Below are 22571 nucleotides of genomic sequence, written 5' to 3'. Positions count from 1 at the left end.
AGAATTTAACCAATCCAGTTGCGGTTTTATTCAAATCAACACTAAACATAGCAATGTTTTCATCAACAGTGACGTTAAGCTCAATAGTAGTATTTTCCTTGGAAACTTCTATTACAGTAAACGTCAACATGGTACTGTTCATGTTGTAGTCATCATCACCAAGGTAAGTTACATCAACAAGATAACTGTTTGGTAGGAAATCAGTTGTTATATTTGCAACACCATTCACTAATTCAATATTAGCAACAGTATCACCAACAGATAGTTTTACAAATCCAGTAGCGTTTTCATCAACAGTCACAGTTATAGTAACTCTGTTTACATTCACATCAGCATGGGCTGTGATTGGAGTATCCTTCTTAATGTGGCCCTTGATAGTGAATTCTTCAAGAGTAATGTTAGTGTTGAACCTGTTATCACCCATATATGTTGCGATAACTGTGTAATCACCAGTTTCAAGAATATTATTAAGAACAGCTTTACCATTAATTAAATCGACATATAGTGTGAATTCTTGTGTGCCTTTAACTTGGAATTTGACAAGGCCTGTTGCAGTATCATTAACAGTAACAGTCATTGTCGCATTGTTTTCTTCAGTCATGACATCCAAAGAGATTGGAGTATCATATTTACTTATTACAGTAAATGTTGTAGTATTATGTGCGCTATAATTACTGTTAGCAATTGTTACGGAAGCTAAAATACCTTTACTAACAGCTAAATTATAAACTGCAGTGCTTCCTTTACCGTCAGCAACATTTACAGTATAATTCTGATCATATATCTCTACAATGTATTCACCATCAATTTCACCATAAACCATGACAATAGCATCTTCACCGTATAAAATATCATCAACAGAAATAAGAACTGAAACTGGTTTAGGAGCTACGTCAAATACTGTTTCATTAAATGCTGAATAATTGCCATCAACAATTGTAACATTAGCAACATGACTTCCAACACTTAAATTAGGAACAGAGACGTTTCCAGCACCATTAATAACAGTGACAATCATTGGTTCGGTTCCCACATAAACTAGATAATCGCCATCAACAGTACTTTCAACAGTGACAGTGGCATTTTCGCCATAAGTTATATTGGATACAGTGATTGTTACATCCACACATTCCCTGACAAATATTTCGCCAGAATTGATTATAGATTCGTTAGTGTAGTAAGAATCGCCTTCATAAGTACCTGTGACAACATATTTTCCAGCACTCAAGTTAGGAACAACAAGCTCTTCCAGACAGGATTGTGTAATACTGTAAACTGGTTTTCCATTCGCATCATATACATTGTATGCAATGTTTCCAGATGCATTGAGTGGAACTTCTACACTAATTGTTGCATTTTCACCATGAATAATTGTATTGTTTGTTAAATTGAAAACACCTACAGCTTTATTGACTGTTAAAGTGGCATTAGCATATGCTTCCGCATAATCGTCAGTTTCAAATACATAAACGATGATTTCATAATTATCAGGTTTGAATTTTTCACTTGAGAATGTGAATGTTGCATTATCCTTAACATATAATGAAACTGATTCATTTCCTAAAAATACAGTATAATAATCAGCAACATCAACAGTCACGTTTATTTTAATCTCATCACCATAGTCAACTGCAACATCACTGACAGTTATGTTTGGAGCAACTTTGCGAACTTCCACATTATCCATTGCAGTAGCTGAAAGGTAGTTTTTATCTCCTCTATACATTGCAGTAACTAAATAATTACCAGGAGCCAATGTGAGATTTTCCAATTCCTTCTTAGTATATGTCTTACCGTCCAATTCATATACGACATTAGCAGTAGCCTTTTTACTGATTGTTACATTAACTTTTAGTTTTTCACCCTGAGTAATATCTGCTATTGAAATGCTCAATCCAGGATCTACACGGCTGACAGTGAATATTTTGGTTATTTTATCAAATACAAAAGTGTTTGAATTATTATCTTTTGCATTTAATACCGCATTATAGTCCCCCGCGTTAAGAATGCCTGCATTGTAGGTGAATTTATTGTCAGTTACGTTAACTGAATATATGTTGGAATTAATGTCTAAATTAACAGTAAAGTTGAGATTTGTACCGATATCAATAGTTCCTTCAATTGTTTCATTTTGTCCATAGTCAATATCATGAACAGTATAATCAACATTTAAGGCATCAAATACAGAATTGGTAATGTTCACATTGCTGGAAGCACTATAGATGTTTCTGTAATTGCTTGCCTTATTGTTTGTAAACACAGAGCCATTGACAATTGCATTCACATTTGATAAAATGTTTAATGCACCGTTTTCTGAAAGTGTGTTGTCGAAAAATGTGGATTCAAGAACGGATAATTTTTTGTCCTCACTTAAAACAACATTTTTAACAGCATTATCTGTGAATACACATCCTGAAATAGTACTTTGGACATTGTCGTATGCGCGGATTATATTATCCATAGTATTGCCTGTGAATATGGAATTATCAACAAGCAGATTAGTGTTTGCAACTGCAAAAATAACATCCTTTCCTCGAGTGTTATTGTAAAATGCAGAACTAATGACAACATCTGTACACTCAACAGCACGAATAATACTGGATTGGGATGAAAATATCTTGTCGTTTTCGGCAAATACACTTGATATAATTTTTACTGAATTCGCATTATCAATTGAAATGAGGTCATCATTAATTCCATTGTTCTCAAATGTTGATCCATTAACTATGAGATTGGATTGAGGCCGACTATCTATGATATTTCCACTTAATGCATGGTCATAAAATTCACATTCAACAATGTTTAAATTTCCTTCATTATAGATTAATGCTTTAGTCGTATCTCCAGAAATAGAATTATTAGCAAAGGTACATCCATCAAGAGTCAAATTACCGTGATTTTCAAAAGTACCGTAATATTCTATCCCTGATCCAGCATTAGTGTTAAATCCTGTAATAACAATATCACATATAGTAACATCAGCGCTTTCACGAACATACATAAAGTAGTTATTGCTTGACTCTCCATCAAAAACAACATCTCCAAGAGGAATTATAGATAATTTCTTACCTGAAATGACAAATCCAAAATTGTACCCGCCAGAATAGTTTCCTTCCATTACATAAATGACATCATCATCTGAAGTAGCTGCGATGGCATCACGTAATATTTCATATTTACCGCCAGTACTGTTTACGATGAAATTGCCTTCATATTCGCTGACTTTGAATGTAGTTTGGTTTGCCGCATCGTTATAGTTTTCATCACCTTCACGGACAACCAATACACTGTAGTTTCCTTCACCGACAGCATCCAATGTTAAACTGGTATGGGCATCAGTAATATTGACATCGAAAAGCCTATTGTTGAAAAGAACATGGAATAATCCCGTTTTACTTGTGTCAATCTTTAAGACAGGTGAACCAGTCTCACCACGTATGACAACATCATCTACAGTCACATTGATATAGACGTTCGCCTTATTTATGATAAGCCTGTCACTTATTGATTCACCACAATAAATGTTGCCGTTACCGTCATAAAGTACTTCATCCAATTTAACGTCATAAACGCCTTTTGGCAAAATGTCAGTAACATATTCAAATACACCGTCTGTAATTGTGACTGTGGCATCCTCATTGTTAACGAATCCTGGCAATGTCACTTGAATGTCCATATTGAATTCAGGGTTAAGTGTACCTGTAATTGTTGTAGGAATGCCGTATTGACCATCAGGTATGACCAATATCACATCATAGAAGTCAAATGTGTTTTCGCTGAATTGAATATCTCCTGCATTGTAAATGTTTGCATACTCATTAGCATAGTTAATTCCAAAGAATGATTTTGTAAGTACAAAAGTTTTGTTGTTGTAAATGGCTCCACCTTTGCCTGTTGCGGTATTTCCAACGAATGTGGAATTAAATACAGTCAATTTATTATTGTTATAAATGGCACCACCGTCATTTTGGCTGGATCCTCCGGTGAATGTTGAATTAAATATATTTAATTCATTTCCATTGTAAATTGCTCCACCATATCCGTTTGCAGTGTTATCTTCAAAAGTACAGTTTAAGACTTGTAAGATTCCTGTACTGTAAATTGCTCCACCATCAAAACCTTCATTTTCATTGAAAACAGTGGCTTTAACAGATAATGACTTAGCGTTATAGATTGCACCACCATTTCCACCATTAAAGTTAGATGTGAAATTGGAAGAGATGATTTCTGCAACTCCATTGCTGTATACTGCAGAACTTATATTGATGATATTGTTTGAAAATTCAACAGTGTCAATGAATAACTCCGCATCGTTCCAAACAAGAGCATTATTAACGGAATTAAGTGAAAATGTAGAGTTCAATATATTCAATAAACCGGAATTGTATATGATTTCACCTGTTTCAAAACTTTCGAATGAACAGTTATTGATTATTAAAGTACCGTAATTTTCAATGCTTGCATGAGTTTTTACTCCACCGTCAGTAAAGTATATGCCATCAAATACAACAGTTTTTCCTTCAGATACTGTAAAGAACCATTTTTCACCGCTACCGTCGAAAACAACATCACGACCTCTGAAATTCTTAAGTGTGAATGATTTGCTGATATCAATTTCCATATTATCTTCAGTATAGTAATTTGCATTTGCATAAATAATGCCATTATCACTAACGGCATCAATAGCATCGATCAAGTTTTCATATACTTCATCTTCGGATATGATGAAATTCGGCACTTTCATTTCAAATGTGACATCAAATATGTATGTATTGAATTTATGGTCGTTCATTACACCTAGAGTATAGTTTCCGCCCATTACATCCTCAAAAGTGACGCTGAAATCACGTGAACCGTTGTTGTAAATTGTGTATAAAGGTGTCTGACCGAAGTACAATAAGACCACTGAATCGAATACATCAGTAGAGGTACCGTTAACATAGACAGTCTGGTTGATTTTATCTATTTCAAAATTGTATATTGTACCATTACCGTTAAAGATACAATATTGGGTAGTTATTTCCTCAACATTACCACCAGCAAAGTAATTCCTCACTCTCTCATCACCTTCACCTTGATAGTTGTCTAAAAATGTACATAACATAAATGATGCTGATGTTGTTTGACCGTCTAAATTATCTGATGCAATATATATTGCTCCACCTTCATCTTCTGCATAATTGTTTGTAAAGGTAGTGTTTACTGCAATGAGAGTTGCATCATTTTCTGCATCCCATGTACCAATATATATGGCTCCACCCTGATCATAAGCATGGTTATTTTGGAAATTACAGTTCTTCAGGGTTAAAGTACCTGCTCTCAGGTCAATAGCCCCACCATATTTGGCATATCCATTGATTACTGTAATGTTTTCAAGTGTAACGGTAGGACCATCTGTCTGCTCTGTCTCTGGATGTGGAGGTGGAGGTACCTGAACCCACTCTATTTCAGTATCATAGGTTAAAAGTAAGAAGTAATCTTCGCCTCTGCAGTCAAAGATAACTGTTTCGTTTTCATAAGCTTTGATTGTAAATTCAAATTCTCCTTCCACATCAATGCTACAGAATCCATCTCCAGAATATGTTCCGCCTCTAACTGTAATGATACCTTGACCCCATAACACAACTTGATCAATTGCTTCTTGTAGAGTATCATAATATTCATAATCTGAATCTTCATCATATTGTAAAATGAATTTACCTTCAGTAAATTCCTCACCAAGGTTGTTATTATCAATAGAATTGAGAATATTTTCATTGTTGAGTTTATTGAGTTTTGATTTTAATCTAACGTTGTTTGCAATAGTATCATCAAATGAAGATTGGCTAATTGATGAAGAAGTCATTAATGATGGATTATCATTATTATTAGAATTGTCAACTAAGGAATCATTAGATTGAGAAAGATTTTTATTGACTTTCAAAATGGCCTCAGTGAAATTTGATATGTAGTTAACACGTTCCTGTGAAGTGACCTTGATTGTATAAGTGCCAGGCTCAAGTGTTTTATTTATTTCAATAAATCTGCTGCCATTAACAAATGCGGCAATTTTGTAATCCTCGATTTCTATTATATATATTGACGGAACATTTGTTTCTATGTTTACAATAATGATGTTGTTATATTCTACTTCCACATCCGCTACAGATATGGTAGGATTGGCTTTATAAACTTCGAAATTAACAGTGGTTGAAGTGAATGCGAAATCATCATGGTCGTAGAAAGCTACAAGAACATATTTTCCTGCATCTAATTTCAATGATTCGACTTCATCTTTTGTGTAAGATTTTCCATTCAGTTGATACCCAACTGTACCGGTAGCAGTTGAAGGTAGTATTTCAACGACTTTCAAGGTTTCACCATATGTAATATTGTCAACAGAAACATTTAATTCGAATCCAACATTGTAAACCCTGAAAATTTCAGTTATACTATCCATCAGATATGTATTATTACTGTTATCTACAATACTGTTTAAAACAGCATAATATTTTCCATGATCCAATATGCCTGTTTTATAGGAGAATGTATTGTTTTTGATTTCCCCAAGGATGTTTTCGCCAGCGACTGTTAAATTGGCTGCTGCATAGATATTGGTACCGATATCTGCTGTACCATTGATTATTGAGCTTTCACCATATTGAACAGATAATGCATTTAATTTAGCATCCTTAACCTCAAAAGTGGAATCATGAACTACAGTAAATCCATTGCTGTGAATATGTCTGTTTTCTCCAGTGTTATTTGCAAAAATACACTCATCAATTAATGTTGTAACTCTAGAAGATGTTGCAATGGCTCCAGTTGCCGCATTGTTATTTATAAAGTTACTGCTGTCTATAACTAAGTTGAGCTTTTTATTATAAGGGTTTTTGATTAAAATTACGGAACCCAACTTACCAATATTGTTATTGAAGATACAGCTTCCAATATTGGCTCTTGAAGATCCATCGAGGCATATGACTCCACCATCAACATTGCGATTGGAGTTGTCTTTAAAAATGGATAAACCAATATCAATGATTACGTCAGTAGTGTTGGCGTTGACATATATTACTCCACCTTCAAGTTGAGTACTTTCTCCCAAATTATTTTTGATATCATTTTTTGTGAAATTGGATTGGGAAACAGCCACATATCTGGAATTGCTGCCTACATATATAGCAGATCCTTTAACGGCAGTATTGCGTTCAAAATCACATAAAACGACTGCATCTTCAAATTGAGATATATTTTTGAAGTGCAATGCTCCACCTTCACGTGCAGAGTTATTTATGAAATTGGAAGATGTGATTAAAACGTCTTCATAACTCAATGATGTGACTGCCGCAGTACTTACTTTTAAAGGAGCGACATTATTTATGAAATTACAACTGTCAATCTCCAATGAAGATCCGTCATTAAATATAGCTGCCCCACCATTTCCGGCAAATGATGTCTTTGTAATCTTATTGTCTGTAAAATTACATGAAGTCAGTGAAAGATATCCATAATTGACTATAGCTCCATAATTTGTATTCCTGTTGTGAAGTCCTGTGAATGTTATACCACTTATATCAACTACAGCGTTTTTGTTGACTGTTATGAAATTGGCGTCACGACCCTGAGCATCAAAGACCGCACCATCCAATGCAATGATATCCAGAACCTTATCGGATATTACAATTCCTGTGTCTGAATATGTACCGTTTTTAACATAAATCGTATCTTCATTATTGGAATTGGCTACAGCCTCAGCCAAAGTATCATATTCCACATTTGTGCTTAGGACAAGGAAGTTGCTGTAGGTTTTGCTTACTGAAAATTTGGTGAAATTCATGACAAAATTATAATTTTCATCACCGTTACGCATACCAACTACTGTATAATTGCCTAAATCAAGACCGGTCAGTTGCATGCTGGCTTTACCATTTACAACTTCAAGCTGATAATTTTTATTTCCGATTATAATAGTGTAATTATTATCCCAATTAGCACGAACATTTAAGACAGGTGTTTCAGGTATTAAAACATCCTTTACATCAAGAGTTAATGTTATTTTAGCTTTGTCAATCAATATTTTTGCATATCCGTCCTTAATTACATAGAATTCATTTCCATATAAATCAGAATAATAATAATGGTTGTAGAAATGGTCATTACTGTCTCCTTGAGTATACATTCCTTGCATAAAGAATTCATGTGTTCCTCCGGGCAATACTCCCATATTTATTTTAAATCTATTTTCTTTAATAGTGAGTAAGTCTCCAAAAATATTTTCATCATCTCTAATTCCCGCTAAAAGAGTATAATTATTATCTAAATTACATCCCCAGTCAAAATTACCATCAAGAATATAATCCAGACCATATGATCCATCTTTTGTATCTATGTTTAAATGCAAATCATATTCATTGAACTTTAAATTAAATTTCCTTGTGGTTGATTCGGAGTATATGTTTCTGTAACCTTTTAGGTCAACATTGGAATCAAAAACACAATTGGTTATATTTACAGGATCACTAGATTCACCAGTTATATAAATAGCCGCTCCCAATCCTGCACCATTTCCTATAAACTCAGTATTATCTACTTTAAGTTTACCTCTGGCGTATATGGCTCCACCTTTATCTTGGGCTCCATTCATGGTAAATTTTGAGTTGGTAACTGTTACATCTGAAAGATAACCAGCATTGATAGCTCCCCCTTCACCCCCATTTTTATAATAATTTTCAGTGAAAGTACAACCATCTATTTTTGCAACACTACGTATTATTTCCATATTACCACATGATTCGAAAGTATTGCCTTCCAGTACCAGATTTTTTGTGTAAATCGCACTTATTGTGTATCCATATTTAATATTTTTAAATACACAATTTGAAATGGTACACACCTGATCAGTTTTATAGAAGTTTAATGCTACATTAAAATCGCCTGTCATAGTTATATGATCCATAGTGAGTTGGGAATCCGGAAGAACATCAAATAGATTTTGTTGGTTAGAACTAGGTGAAAAAATAACAGGATTCGAAGAATCTTTAGGCATTATTGTTACCTTTTTATTTGAAATCTCCACAAAAAAGTTAGCAGAATCAGTGTAAGTTCCACCTTCTACAGTAATTACTCCTGATCCTCCACTAGGAATAGCATTTACAGCGGCACTTAAAGTTTCAAATACCTTCACACCATCCAAAACAAAATTAGGTTCCATAATAGAAAAAGTATTTCCTGAATACTCATATTTTGATTCCCAATTTTTCATCATGTAAACTGTATATGTTCCTTTCTCTAAATTAGAGAAAGTTGCAGTATCTCCATCATTACATGGTTTTCTATCATAATAACTACCACCTTTATATAAAACAGCATAATTCACATCATCCTCAACATCAGGAGTTATATGAACTGTTTTAGCAGGAGCATCCACTACAATTTCAAGGGAACCGCTTCCTATAAAACGACAATTATCAAAAGTATGAGATCCGCCATCTTTATCTAAAACATTGTTTCCATCTGGAGCAGTATTGCCCTCGAAATAACAGTCTTCAAATGATGCACTAGCTCCATCTTCAGCACAGACTGCTCCGCCTCCATTGTCCGCTTTATTGTTTGTGAACCGGCAATTTTTGGCTATGAGTGAAGCATCTGATTCATCAAGAAAGATTGCTCCTCCCCAACCAAAACCTCCAAAAGTGTTCTCACAAGCTTTATTGTTATCAAATACACAGTTGTTAAAGGTCGCAGATCCATGTATAATCCTAATAGCACCTCCATCATTAGCTAAAGATCCATCTCCCCCATTTCTAAAGGTTATGTCATTGAAAGTGATGTGTGCATTTGCATCGCTTATCTTAAAGAACCAATACCTATTACCTTGGCCGTCAAAAATAACCGTATCACCAGAATTATAAGGCTGAAATGTTATAGATACTCCGTCACTAATTGTAATTTCTCGTTCAGCTGAATCATAACCCCATGCTCTTGCTGTAAGATATATTGTTCCTCCACCATTATCACAGGCATCGTCAACGGCATCATCCAAATCTCCGTACCATTTGCCCGCATAATAAAAGTTGGGGTTTTCTCCAAGCAGATTATCATCAATTGAAACAGAAAGTAGATCATCATTTAAATTGGAAGATCTATCTCCCACATTCCGATTTGATATTCCATTCTGATTATCATTTACACTAATTTCAACATCACTGCCTGCTTCACTTCCCAGCGAAGTGACATTGTCTTCTAAAGCAACAGAAGGTGTTGCAATGTTTGTATCGCTGACTTGGCCAAGCAATGTATCATTTGTATCAGCCGCCGAAATTGCGCCGATACTTATAATCATTACAAAAAAGATTATCAGCAATATTCCAATCGTTTTTTTCTTCATTTTAAATACCTCTATGTATAAGGAATTAAAGACATATTATTGAAAAAAGTAAATGAGAGATAAACTCCCATTCGGGTTCTAATCCTCAATTTTACAATAAATAGAACCTCAGAAAAGCCGTTACTTCATTACGAATCACTCTGCTTCCTGAGTTTCATTTATATCCATTAGTCCTCCATATCTATATAAAAATTAAGAAAATATTAACAAATAATGTTGATTTAGATGTCAAATATTTCCTATAAATATTTATCCTTTTATTGTTTTATAAAGATTTTTGTTGCTTAATTAACTAAAACTATAAAGTTAGTTTTTATTACACAATATAACAGAACATATGTTCTTTATATCAATGTTCCAACATAACAGAACGTTCGTTCTCTACATCATTTAATAACTATGAAATATAATATCATTAAATGTATGAATACAAAAAAGTTAATTTTAGAAAAGACTTTAAAATTAATGATTGAAAAGCAAAACTCCCTAATTTCAGTTAGAGAAATCAGTGCAGCCACAGGAATTGCTACCGGTGGAATATACCATTATTTTTCAAATAAAGAAGAGATATATAATGAAATTATTGAAAGATACTATCTAAACTTTTACAAATTCAACATAGATGAACTCCGCCAGATAAAGGGAAATGCAAAAGAGAAAATTCACGATGTCATGGCTGAAATTTTTAAGCAAAAAGAAACCGGAATCAAAATTGAATCGATTGAGGATGAAATAGACTACAGAAACATATTGGCAATTTTGACTGCAAAAGGATTTGTTCATGAAAATTTTCAGGAGTTATGCCAAAGCATCCTAAACGAATTGAAGGAATTTTTCACAGAAATTATTGAGGAAGGACAGAAAAACGGGGAAATCCGACAGGACTTCTCAACCGAAGACATTGTAGAGTCATTAATTATCATGTACATGGGAATTGCATATGAATGGGAGACATATCTAATTGATGATATGGTTTCAACCTTTGAAGATAACTTTAATTTGCAATGGGAAAAGATAAGATTCAGAGAATAATTAATTAACTATTTAAAACATTGTGTGGTTAGATGAACACTAAAGACTTGATTCTTGAAAAAACGCTGAAATTGATTTTGGAGAAAGGCACAATTGATATTTCAATTAATGAAATTCGAAATTGTACCGGACTGACAACCGGCGGCATATATTATCATTTTTCAGATAAAAACGACATATTTGAAGCAATTATGCAAAAGTATATGATTGATTATATTAAAATCAATTTTGATAAAATCTCTCTTGAAGGTTCATCAAAGGAGAGAATCCATGATGCATTGCTTTATATTTTACATCACTTCACAAACGGTGTTGAAATTGAAAGCATCCATGAAAAAATCAATTATGGTAGTGTATTAATTCTTTTAACCGCAACAGGATATGCCGATGATGAGGTTAGCAGTATAATTTCACAAACAGGAAAGGATATTGGAATATTTTTAACCGACCTTGTCGAAGACGGCAAAAGGAAAAATGAAATCAGACACGACTTCTCAACTGAAAACATTACCGAATCATTGTATATCATGTATATGGGAGTTCAATGCTTTTGGTTAGATTTCCCAAATGAGGATATTGATCTTCTTTTTGAGAAAAACTTTGATATGACCTGGAAGGCCATCGAATACCAGTAAAAACTATTTTTCAATCTTTGAAAATGGAGTGCAAAATTTTTAATTAAATTTTGTGTTTTTGTTTTTATACATTCTTATTTTTTAGTTGTTTTTTCTGTATATTTAACGTGGAAAATATGAAAAATAAAAAAAGTTGAGAAGCTATTGAAAACTTCTCAAAAGAATTCTTATTATAATACACATAATCCACTATTTTTCCAGAGATAATTATTTTTTCAAGTGATAAACACCACATATTTCAAATATTTTTCCATGAATAATTTAGTATATAAACACTTTCAAAATTCACACTTCACTAAATAATAAATACTTGGATAAAAATAATTCTTATTATGTTTTCAAAAGCTACCATGAAAGAAAGGCGTCAATACTATCGCGAGGAATGGAGCGAAAAGGACCTTCCAGACTTCATAAGGGACGGAATAAAGAAGCGTGAGTTCGGTTTTGACCATAACGGAAGAGGTCCTAATGACAGGTATAAAACTTTCAGGGGAACGGATTCTTTGCGAAAATTCCTTAGATACAAGGCACCCTTTGCGGCTTATATTTCAGTAGCTTTTTACAATAATCCGAGAAGGCGTGAAGACTGGCAGAAGGCAGAATACATCTTCGACGTTGACGCCAAGGACATTCCCATAAGGACATGCAACTGCGACGGCGTTTGTGAAGTTTGCTTAGGTGAAGCCCTTGAAATCGTCAATTCACTGATTGATACTCTGGACGGTGATTTGGGGCTTAAAAACATTCATTTAATCTATTCAGGCAGAGGATACCATATCAGGATTCTGGATGAGGAGATGATGCTTGCAAACAGCGAATTAAGATCAGAAGTGCTTAAATACGTTGCAGGCGCCGAAGTTCCAAAGTCCCAGTTCATCAATACCGACATTTCAAACAAGGCCTTTAATTTCGAGCATTTTTCCATCCCTATCGGATATTCAAGAATATTTACGGACAAGATGAAATTCAACGTTCAGCATCTGACCGGCCAGGAGGAAATCGACGGCATCAACCCCAAATTAATGAAGGACATCCTTAAGGCAAGACACCACCTGGACAATGACGAATGGGGATACTTTAAAAGGGATATCGGTCCAAGAAGGTATAAAAACCTGGTTGAAGCCATGGCCAGGGTTAATTTGGCCACCATCGACGCCAAGGTTTCCATTGACCTCAAAAGGATATTGAGGCTTCCGTCATCCCTTCACTCAAAGGTAAGCATGAAATGCATGGAAGTCAAGAACAGGGAAACATTCGATCCTTTCAAAGAGGCCGTTCCAAAATTCGTTTATGAGAGAGATGATTAACTATGGATAACGTATTAAGAGAGATATTTCGCAATAATCAGTATTTTGAGGAAATGAATGAGAACCGTTTTGTTCCAGAGTATCTGGGACTTATAGTTAATGGAGTTGTTATCTACAATGTGAATTGGGTTGACATTGTCGATAAGGAACTTGTATTAATGAACAAGGATATCCAGACCCACCCTATCGCTTCATTAATGCTTGAAAACCTCAATTCACTTATGATCATTACCGACAGCGGAATAAAAGAAGTTTTATAGAAATCATATAAGCTTTTCAACGCTGTCTAAAAGTTCAGGATTCAGTTTGAACGCTTCGTTGAAGCATTCTTCAGCACGGTCATACTTTTCCAGCTGATTGTAGAGCAGTCCTTTCATCATATACGGGAAAGGATCATAGGGGTATAGCTTTATGGCCTTGTTAACGAATTCAAAGGAGGTTTTCTCATCACCAAGCTCCAGCAATGCCTGCGCCTTTAAAAGAATTATCTGCATTGACCCGTCATCTTTCAGATTAACTATCCTTTCACATACTTCCTTAAGCTTTTCCTCATCCTTTACGCTTTCATAAATAATTGTCAGCGTGGCAAAAACGTCAAGGTTAGTCGGGTCGATTTCAATTATCTTTTCGGCATAATACAGTGCCTCATCTATCATTTCAAGCTGAATGCATGAAAAAATCAGGTTTATATAATCTTCAATGTCTGCCTTGTCAATCTCTATAAGCCTTTCATCGTATTTGCAGCACTTTTCAAATTCGCCGTTAATGTAGGCGCCGTAGGAGAGCTGCTTTAAAAGCATCTCATTGTCAGGGTCCAGTTCAAGTGCCTTTTCAAGGTATTCATCCGTTCTTTTCATGTCGCCAAGAGCTGTGTAGCAGGTTGCAATCAGGATGTAGGACTTGATTTTGTCACTGTCGGAACAGTCCTTAACGTATACGTCCAGTGTTTTTATGGCCTCTTCGAATTTTTCCAGGCCAATATATGCATTTGCCTTTTTAAACAATAGTGAATGGGCCTCTTCGGGGTTTTTTAAACTTATCTCATCAATTAATCGTAAAATCTCATCATAATTCTTTTCCTTTTCCAAACTATCCAACTTTCCCTTCATAGGTATATATTATATTTTAATCATATATATAAATTGTGTATAAAATATTAAAAAAATAATAATAACTAGTCCGTTTCCACACACCTTGAAATTATTTGGCTGCTGATTTCATCAATGGATTTGTCCCCGTCAATGACAACCCAATTGTAAGTGAATTTTTTGGAGTTTTCACGGGTTTTCTTAAGGGAATCATAATTTTCAAACATTTCAGTCTCTTCGTCACGTGAACCGATTCTTCTAAGGGATTCCTCGGGAGAGACATCCAAAAAGAACATTGTATCTGAAGTCGGAAGCGCAAAACAGACGATTTTATATACAACAACATTGACAACGCTTGGAAGATACATTACCGCCAGAATGTATCTTGAAAAAATGAGAACATCAATGCTTTCGTCATGAGAATACCTGCGAACGGACCTTATTGCATCAAGGCCAAAATAAATCGTTGCCTTAATATGATTGATTTTACCAGTTTTTAAAAGAGCCTGCTTGGATTTGATGCCGTATTTATTGTCATTGCAGGGATGTGAACGCACAACGACATTCTTTCCCTGTTTTGTGTAGAAGTCTGCAAGCAAATTAATTTGTGTGTCCTTTCCTGACCCGTCAAGGCCGTCAATTACTATGAATTTCATGCTATGTCACTCGAAATGAAATATTATGATGCATACCAATGCATCAACCGACAAACTACCGTTATTTGAAAGCACTCTTGATTTATTTGACAGGATAGAACTCAGTGTATTTTGAGTTTCTCTCTATCAGCTTTCTTCCGAGATTTGAAGCCAACCTATCCAAGGTTTCAATTGAAGCTTCAACACCATCGGGAGCACCTGAAGCTGCGGACAGTTCGTCACCACCTAAAGTTCCGCCCAAATCATTGGCACCTGCCGTAAGTACGACCTGAGAAAACCTGAATCCTAATTTCACCCAGGAAATCTGAAGGTTTGGAATCAAATCCCTTAGCATTAACCTTGAAACCGCATAAAGCTTCAAGTCTTCGGTTCCACTTGCGCCAAGGTTTTTCTGGCCTTCAAGAAATATAGGTGAATACTCGTGCATGAATGTCATCGGAATGAACTCGGTAAAGCCATGAGTTTCCTCCTGAAGACGACGAATGATGTCAATATGCTCAACACGCTCCTCAAGGGTTTCCACATGACCGTACATGATGGTTGCAGAACCCGGAATGCCCACTTCATGAGCAGTCCTCACCGCTTCAATCCATTCGCTTACGCTGACCTTTTCAGGACATATTATTTCACGTGAACGGTCAGTCAATATTTCGGCTGCAGTTCCTGGCAAGGTATCAAGTCCGGCGGCCTTTAATATCTCACAGGCCTCAGCCATATCAATTCCTGATGCAGCAGCCGCATCATTAATCATGGCGGGTGAAAAGCCGTGAATCATGACATCCGGATATTTCCCTTTCAAAAGATGCAGTAAGTGCTCATAATATTCAATGTCCGCATCGGGATGCACACCACCCATTAACGTGAACTCTCTGGCGCCCTTCTCAACAGCCCCTTCGGCTTTAGCCAGAATGGCTTCATCATCCAAAATGTATGCGTCGGGATCATCGGCATCCTTTCCGAATGCGCAGAATCCACATCTAACCGTACAGATGTTAGTGAAGTTGATATTGCAGTTGTTGATGAAGGTAACGTCATCCCCTGCAATCTGACCCCTCAAATAGTCGGCAGTAGCAAGCAGGGGATACAGGTCAGCCCCCTTAATATTCATCAGATGATTGGCCTCTTCGACAGAAATGTCTTCATCCAAAGATTTGGTCAAAATTTTTTCAGTTTCGCTAGAAACCGGTAGTTTATCAAACATAAATATAAATAAGTAAATAATTTAATATATATGTTACTATTAAAGATTAATTAATAAAATAAAGTAAACAAAAATGCACAATAAAAAATTAAAGAACAATAAAAGATGATAAAAATGGATAGTACAGAAGCTATTTTTGATGGACTGAAAGACGCAGGAATTGATTTTATTGTAAGCGTTCCATGCGTTAACCTTTCCAAATTATTAAATATGATTGACGAAGATGATGAAATTATCCACATTCCAGTAACCCGTGAGGAAGAGGGAATCGGACTTTGCGCAGGAGCTTATCTTGGAGGAAAAAGGCCTGCAATACTTATGCAGAACTCAGGGCTTGGAAACTCAATCAATGCCCTGAAATCACTTACGGAACTTTATCATTTCCCTTTAATAATGATAATGAGCCACAGGGGGACCGAAGGGGAAAACATCTGCGGACAGGTTCCGATGGGTCAGTCAACGCCATTGATTCTGGAAGCCATGGACTTTCATTTCTTCAAGCCAGGGACTCCCGAAGGAGCTTATGAGGATATCAGAAACTCATGGGAATTCTCAGAAAATGAAGGTAAACCTGTTTCAATACTACTGGAGATAAAATATTGGTGATAACATGCAGAGAAGAGACGCTATCGAAAAGATAATGGATTCAATAGACGATGAACTTGTTGTCTGCAACATAGGATTTCCGTCAAGGGAACTCTATGACATCAAGGACAGGGATGAAAACTTCTACATGATCGGTTCAATGGGACTTGCATCATCAATAGGTCTGGGATTGGCTTTATCAAGACCTGACAAGGATGTGGTCGTAATCGATGGAGACGGAGCTCTATTAATGAATATGGGATCTCTGGTTACAGTCAACGCCTGCAAACCAAGAAATCTAACATGGATTGTTATAAACAACGGTGCCTATGGCTCCACAGGAAATCAGGAAACATATGCCAAAGACCTTGATTTAGTCGAAATAGCGGACAGTATCGGACTTGAAAGCCATGATTTTAACGCTATAGGACTTAAAAGGCTAATTAAAGATGATAAATGCAATTTTATCGTCTTCAACTGCAAGCCGGGCAATTCCACCGCACCGATTATCGACTTGACCCCTGAAGAAATCAGGGACAGATTCACCAAAGCAATTACAAAATAATTGCTTTCACCATCACTATTTAAACAAATGCACTAAAAGGCACCATAAAAAATTCCTCAAATTAAAAAAATAACAAAAAAACTACGATTTTTCAAAAGCATTATATAAAATTAAAATATAAAATTATATTATACTAAAATTTTTAGTATTTAAACAAAATGTAAAAAAGTGATATAATGGAAAAAAACAAAGAATTTGCTTCTAAAATGAAAAGTATTAGAGAAAGACAAAATATGAGCATTGAAGAGCTTGCAGAAAAAAGCGGTGTTAAACTTGAAGTTTTACAGGCTATGGAAAACGGAGAAGTCATACCGTCCCTTACACCATTGACCAAAATGTCAAGGGCTTTAGGAGTCAGACTAGGAACATTCCTGGATGACACACCACAAATTGGACCTGTCGTCACCCGAGGGGGAAAAACGGATACAGCATTATACTTCTCAGGAAGGGAAGACGTTACAAATGCAACCAACTTAGAATACCACTCATTAGGTGCAGGCAAAATCGACAGAAACATTGACCCTTTCATAATTGATATCGAATACGAAGAAGGAGAAAAGGAATTGTCCTCACATGAAGGAGAAGAATTCATTTATGTTTTAGAAGGAGAAATAGAAGTAATCTACGGAAAAGATACTTTCGTTATCGGCAAAGGAGACAGTATCTTTTATGATTCAGTAGTACCTCACCACCTACACGCAACCGGTGAAAAAGCATCTAAAATACTGGCCGTATTATACACACCATACTAAAAACAAAGGAGCTTGGATTAAAATGTTTAAAATAGATTTAAATAGGAAAAATGAATTTAAGATGAACAACAGTTTTAGATATTTTAAGCCAGACTTGGACTTGAGATTGGAAGCAAACTTGGGAAATGAACTTTTTTACGAAATAAATTATGGTGAAATTAACTAATCGGAAGGTGTGAAAATGAGTGAATTATTTACAGAGCTTTCTCTTGGAAAATTTTTTGAAACACAAGTAGAAAAACAGCCTGATCATGAATTTATTGTTTATCCAGACAGAAATTTAAGATTTACATATAAAGAATTTAATGAAAGAGCAGATAACCTTGCCAAAGGAATGCTGGCATTAGGCATTAAAAAAGGCGACCATGTCGGAATATGGGCCAAAAACGTTCCTGAATGGTTAACATACATGTTTGCAGTTGCAAAAATAGGCGTTGCAATCGTAACCGTCAATACTGCATATCAAACCCACGAACTGGAATACGTATTGAAGCAGACAGACATGAAGGCAATTGCTATGACCGACGGATTCAGGGATACCAGCTACTTTGACATTATCCATGAACTCGTGCCTGAGCTCAAAACCAGTGCAAGAGGTAATTTGGAAAGTGAAAAGTTCCCTCACCTAAAATATGTTTTCCATGTAGGTCAGGAAAAACACAGAGGAATGTACAATACAAATGAACTGTTATTGTTAGGTATGAACTACGATGACGAGGAATATCAAAAGGTCAAGGATTCCGTAACCCAAAATGATGTCATCAACATGCAGTATACGAGCGGTACCGAAGGTTTTCCAAAAGGAGTAATGCTTACAAGCAGAAACATCGTCAATGACGGGTACTACATTGGAGAAAACATGAACTACACCGAAAAGGACAGACTGCTCCTGCAAGTACCTTTATTCCACTGTTTCGGAACGGTTTTAGGAGTTATGGCAGTCATTACCCACGGCTCAACCATGGTTGTGCTTGAGGAATACGATCCTCTTCTTGCGATATCATCAATCCAAAAGGAAAAGTGTACGTCAGTTTACGGCGTTCCTACAATGTTTATCGGAATGATGAACCACCCTATGTTTGAAATGTTCGATATGAGCTCTCTTCGTACCGGAATCATGGCAGGCTCAACCTGTCCTGTGGAAACCATGAAGGATGCCATTGAAAAAATGAATATGAAGGAAATCACCAGCGTTTACGGATTGACCGAAGCGGGTCCGGGATTTACCCAAACCAACGCTGCAGATTCATTTGAGAAAAAAATCAATACTGTCGGAAGGAAATTTCCTAATACCGAAGTAAAAATCATAGATCCCGAAACAGGTGAAGAGTTAGGTCCTGGCGAAACCGGAGAAATCATGTGCAGAGGATTCAACGTAATGAAAGGATACTACAACATGCCTGAAAAGACAGCCGAAGCCATTGAACCTGACGGATGGCTCCACTCAGGAGATCTTGCTACCGTAGATGAAGACGGATACTACTCAATTGTGGGCCGTATCAAGGACATGATTATCAGAGGCGGAGAAAACATCTACCCAAGGGAAATTGAAGAATATCTCTTTACCCATGAATGCGTTCAGGACGTGCAGGTTGCAGGAATTCCTGATGAGAAATATGGGGAAATTGTCGGTGCATTCATCATTAAGGAAGATGGTTTTGATGACGTTACCGAAGCTGACATCCGTGACTTCTGCATCGGCAGCATAGCAAGATATAAAGTTCCCAAATATGTTTTCTTTGTTGATGAATTTCCGCTGACGACGAGCGGAAAAATTCAAAAGTACAAATTAGGAGATTTGGGTCTGAAGCTTCTTGATGAAAGAAAGGCCAGAGGGGAACTCTAGTTTCCTCTAAAATTTTATTTTTTTTACCAAAATTAACCATCCAATGTACATCACTAATGAATTAATAATAGTTTTTTCATGATAAACATCAAAATATTAATTCAAGCATTAATTAAAATACATGATTAATCAAAAAGTAGCAGAATTATTATGGGTAAATGTTATAAAAAAGAAAAAGAAATAGGAGTGAAAAATTAACTCCTAATTTATTGTAATTTTATTTGTAATTTTTTCACCATTATATGATGAAGTGATTACATACTCGCCAGGTTCAAGATTGATGTTCAGTCTTGCATCACCGGTCAAATTTGTAGTCCTTTCATACATCACACCATTTACATTGAAAGTAATGGTCTGGTCAGGGAAAGGATTTCCTTGACCGTCAAGCAGGTGTGCAAAGAATTGGGAACCGTCCTTATAACTCATTTCAAGGTCTTTTGCGAAAAGTATAGGCAATACATGGATGTGATTACCTTCACGGCAGTCCTTGTAGTAAGTGGTTATAATGTAGTCGCCAGGTTCAAGATTGATATTCAATGAAACGTGTCCGTCATCGTTAGTGTAGCGGGTGTAGATTCTTCCATGAATATTGAACGTAACTTCTTCGCCGGCACCTACAGGATTTCCATCGTCACCAATGATTCTAACTGCAAATTGGCTACCATTGCGATAATACTTAATCAAGTCTTGATTTTCTGTGATTTGTGAGTATACGATAATGGTATTCGTACGCATTTCACCGGTAACCGGATTGATTGCGGTTAGGATATAGGTTCCTTTCTCCAAGTTAATATTTAACTTAGCCCAACCGCTTTCATTGGTTGTTCTGGTGTAGAAGACACCATGTATGTTGAACGTAACGTCAGTATTAGCCAATGGATTTCCTTCTCCATCAACAAATAGCGCATAGTATTGGGTTCCATTTCTGAACACTTTGACTAGGTCATTTGCGTAAATGGTAGGAAGAACGTTCACACCGGACATTGTGCTGGTTGAATTGAATTTCTCATTTCCATTGAATACGACAAATGCAGTGTAATTGTTACTGTTCAGATTTAAAGCGATTGATGCAGTTCCGTTTTCATCGGTTGTTCTGTTATAGGTCACTCCATTGATTGTAATGGATATGGATGCGTCAGCTATCTTATTGCCATTCAAGTCTTCAAGATATACGTAGAACCTTTCAGGACCGGAATAATACTTGACAACGTGAGGAGCAGTGATTATAACCCTGTTCTTGACGTTGATTTCCTCATCGTACTGTTTTGGAGCGTACTTGTCGTCTCCACCGTAGATTACAGAGACATTGTGAGGACCTGAAGTCATGTTAGGATCATAAATGGTAACTGTTCCATTGACAATTTCACCGGTGAAGTTTTCACCGTCCACAGTTACGGTAACGTTACCTGTTGCATCTTCAGGAAGACGTATGATGAGTTCTTTACCGTTTTCAGTAACATCCATTGTATAATCCTTGACTTTATTTACTACAACAAAGTCTGAAGTAGTATTTGAATTATGCCTGATATCTCCAGGGTAATAAGCTACAATAGTGTAGTTACCTGCAGTTAAATTGGAAACCGTGAATTTAGATATTCCATTAATTACTTCTGCCGTGTAGTTATTGCCGTCGATTTCAATGGTAATATTGCCTGTAGCGCTGCTCAAGACAACAACAGTTACAGGTAAATCCTCACCAACAGTTATATTGTGTGTAATAATATCGATTGGAGTTGATCCTTTATCTGATATGTCAAACATGGTTGAATTTTCAAGGGTTGAATATTTGTCATCACCAGGATAAGTGACAGCGACATTGTGTTCACCGATTGGTAAATCATTTATTTCTAAGGTAGCTTTACCATCAGTTACGTTTGCATAGTATCCTACGCCGTCAACATCAACAAACACTACTCCATTAACATCTTCAGGCATTGTAACATCGATTGTAGCTTTGTTTCCATCAACAGTTACATCCAACTCAATTGGATAATCATCCACTTTAGGTACTTCAACATCAGTTGAGTTGTAATCAGGTGCATAATTGTCATCACCAGAGTAAATTACCTCAACAGAATGATTTCCTGCAGTTAAATTGCTAATATCAACAACGATTGGAGAATCTGTTGCGTTAGCTATGGTAACGACTTCACCATCAATAATGACAGTCACATTACCAGTAGCGTCATCAGGCAATTCGATTGTAATTTCATCTTCTGAAACATCAACTTTCATATCAGCATCAGCCTTAGCCTTAACATTGAATATAGTACTGTTTGATCTAGAATTATAAATATCATCAGCAACAAATGTAGCGGTAACATCATAATCACCAGCAACTAATCCACTGACAGTCAATGCACCTTTACCACCAGTAACATTCACATAATAACCAGTAGAACCAACATTAACCAAAACAACACCATCAATAGCCTCAGATAAACTAATATCAATGACCTCAACATCACCAACAGTAATATTCTGAGCACCAACAACAATACCTAAATCAAGTTTAGGAACCTCAACAGTCGTAGA

The 22571-nt window shown here is 35.9% G+C and carries 13 protein-coding genes; 8 read left to right on the top strand and 5 right to left on the bottom strand.

The features are described from left to right. Positions 1-10369 (bottom strand): right-handed parallel beta-helix repeat-containing protein (locus tag F3G70_RS10875; RefSeq protein ID WP_149732729.1); only part of this gene is annotated, 10369 nt, incomplete at its 3' end. Positions 10370-10792: 423 nt separating this feature from the next. Between F3G70_RS10875 and F3G70_RS10870 the strand changes: the two genes are divergently transcribed. The 4 genes from F3G70_RS10870 (at position 10793) to F3G70_RS10855 (ending at position 13603) form a co-directional block, all read left to right on the top strand. Next, positions 10793-11401 (top strand): TetR/AcrR family transcriptional regulator, encoded by a 609-nt coding sequence (locus tag F3G70_RS10870; RefSeq protein WP_188118170.1) that lies wholly within the window; start codon positions 10793-10795, stop codon positions 11399-11401. A 32-nt stretch (positions 11402-11433) separates the two neighbouring features. Beyond that, positions 11434-12036 carry a TetR/AcrR family transcriptional regulator gene (locus F3G70_RS10865; RefSeq protein WP_149732727.1) on the top strand — a complete coding sequence of 201 codons (603 nt, stop codon included), beginning with the start codon at positions 11434-11436 and terminating at the stop codon, positions 12034-12036. Between the two features lie 332 nt (positions 12037-12368). Beyond that, positions 12369-13343: a DNA primase catalytic subunit PriS gene (gene priS, locus F3G70_RS10860; protein WP_149732726.1), complete on the top strand. Its 975-nt coding sequence runs from the start codon at positions 12369-12371 to the stop codon at positions 13341-13343. Between the two features lie 2 nt (positions 13344-13345). After that, on the top strand, positions 13346-13603 hold the full coding sequence (locus tag F3G70_RS10855; RefSeq protein ID WP_149732725.1) for a hypothetical protein: 258 nt from the start codon (positions 13346-13348) through the stop codon (positions 13601-13603). A 3-nt stretch (positions 13604-13606) separates the two neighbouring features. Here the strand turns inward: F3G70_RS10855 and F3G70_RS10850 are convergent, their stop codons facing one another. The 3 genes from F3G70_RS10850 to cofH all read right to left on the bottom strand — a co-directional run bounded on the left by F3G70_RS10850 (position 13607) and on the right by cofH (position 16288). Further along, positions 13607-14452: a tetratricopeptide repeat protein gene (locus tag F3G70_RS10850; RefSeq protein ID WP_149732724.1), complete on the bottom strand. Its 846-nt coding sequence runs from the start codon at positions 14450-14452 to the stop codon at positions 13607-13609. 65 nt (positions 14453-14517) lie between these two features. Further along, the gene (locus tag F3G70_RS10845) at positions 14518-15087 is read right to left on the bottom strand and encodes a thymidylate kinase (RefSeq protein WP_149732723.1); all 570 of its coding nucleotides are present in this window, start codon (positions 15085-15087) and stop codon (positions 14518-14520) included. A gap of 82 nt (positions 15088-15169) precedes the next feature. After that, complete coding sequence (gene cofH / locus F3G70_RS10840) at positions 15170-16288, bottom strand: 5-amino-6-(D-ribitylamino)uracil--L-tyrosine 4-hydroxyphenyl transferase CofH (protein WP_149732722.1); 1119 nt, start codon at positions 16286-16288, stop codon at positions 15170-15172. A gap of 108 nt (positions 16289-16396) precedes the next feature. Here cofH and comD point away from each other — a divergent pair, with 108 nt between their 5' ends. From comD to F3G70_RS10820, 4 genes are all read left to right on the top strand, one after another. Next, positions 16397-16894: a sulfopyruvate decarboxylase subunit alpha gene (gene comD / locus F3G70_RS10835; protein WP_149732731.1), complete on the top strand. Its 498-nt coding sequence runs from the start codon at positions 16397-16399 to the stop codon at positions 16892-16894. A 4-nt stretch (positions 16895-16898) separates the two neighbouring features. Then, on the top strand, positions 16899-17438 hold the full coding sequence (gene comE / locus F3G70_RS10830; RefSeq protein ID WP_149732721.1) for a sulfopyruvate decarboxylase subunit beta: 540 nt from the start codon (positions 16899-16901) through the stop codon (positions 17436-17438). A gap of 176 nt (positions 17439-17614) precedes the next feature. Continuing rightward, positions 17615-18190, top strand: coding sequence for a helix-turn-helix domain-containing protein (locus F3G70_RS10825; RefSeq protein ID WP_149732720.1), 576 nt, complete (start codon positions 17615-17617; stop codon positions 18188-18190). A 181-nt stretch (positions 18191-18371) separates the two neighbouring features. Then, positions 18372-20036 carry an AMP-binding protein gene (locus F3G70_RS10820; RefSeq protein WP_149732719.1) on the top strand — a complete coding sequence of 555 codons (1665 nt, stop codon included), beginning with the start codon at positions 18372-18374 and terminating at the stop codon, positions 20034-20036. A gap of 201 nt (positions 20037-20237) precedes the next feature. On the opposite strand, the gene F3G70_RS10815 is transcribed toward F3G70_RS10820, so the two are convergent. Further along, a partial coding sequence (locus F3G70_RS10815) for an Ig-like domain-containing protein (RefSeq protein WP_188118167.1) occupies positions 20238-22571 on the bottom strand: 2334 nt, incomplete at its 5' end.

The organism is Methanobrevibacter millerae, from assembly GCF_900103415.1.
Classification (GTDB): Archaea; Methanobacteriota; Methanobacteria; order Methanobacteriales; family Methanobacteriaceae; genus Methanocatella; species Methanocatella millerae.
Note: the sequence above shows the minus strand (reverse complement) of the source record. Positions and strands in the feature narration are given on the sequence as shown.

Coding starts and splice junctions, on each gene's coding strand:
- priS (WP_149732726.1), top strand. CDS start 12,369: ATGTTTTCAAAAGCTACCATGAAAGAAAGGCGTCAATACTATCGCGAG.
- F3G70_RS10820 (WP_149732719.1), top strand. CDS start 18,372: ATGAGTGAATTATTTACAGAGCTTTCTCTTGGAAAATTTTTTGAAACA.
- F3G70_RS10855 (WP_149732725.1), top strand. CDS start 13,346: ATGGATAACGTATTAAGAGAGATATTTCGCAATAATCAGTATTTTGAG.
- cofH (WP_149732722.1), bottom strand. CDS start 16,288: ATGTTTGATAAACTACCGGTTTCTAGCGAAACTGAAAAAATTTTGACC.
- F3G70_RS10845 (WP_149732723.1), bottom strand. CDS start 15,087: ATGAAATTCATAGTAATTGACGGCCTTGACGGGTCAGGAAAGGACACA.
- F3G70_RS10870 (WP_188118170.1), top strand. CDS start 10,793: ATGAATACAAAAAAGTTAATTTTAGAAAAGACTTTAAAATTAATGATT.
- F3G70_RS10865 (WP_149732727.1), top strand. CDS start 11,434: ATGAACACTAAAGACTTGATTCTTGAAAAAACGCTGAAATTGATTTTG.
- comE (WP_149732721.1), top strand. CDS start 16,899: ATGCAGAGAAGAGACGCTATCGAAAAGATAATGGATTCAATAGACGAT.
- F3G70_RS10825 (WP_149732720.1), top strand. CDS start 17,615: ATGGAAAAAAACAAAGAATTTGCTTCTAAAATGAAAAGTATTAGAGAA.
- F3G70_RS10850 (WP_149732724.1), bottom strand. CDS start 14,452: ATGAAGGGAAAGTTGGATAGTTTGGAAAAGGAAAAGAATTATGATGAG.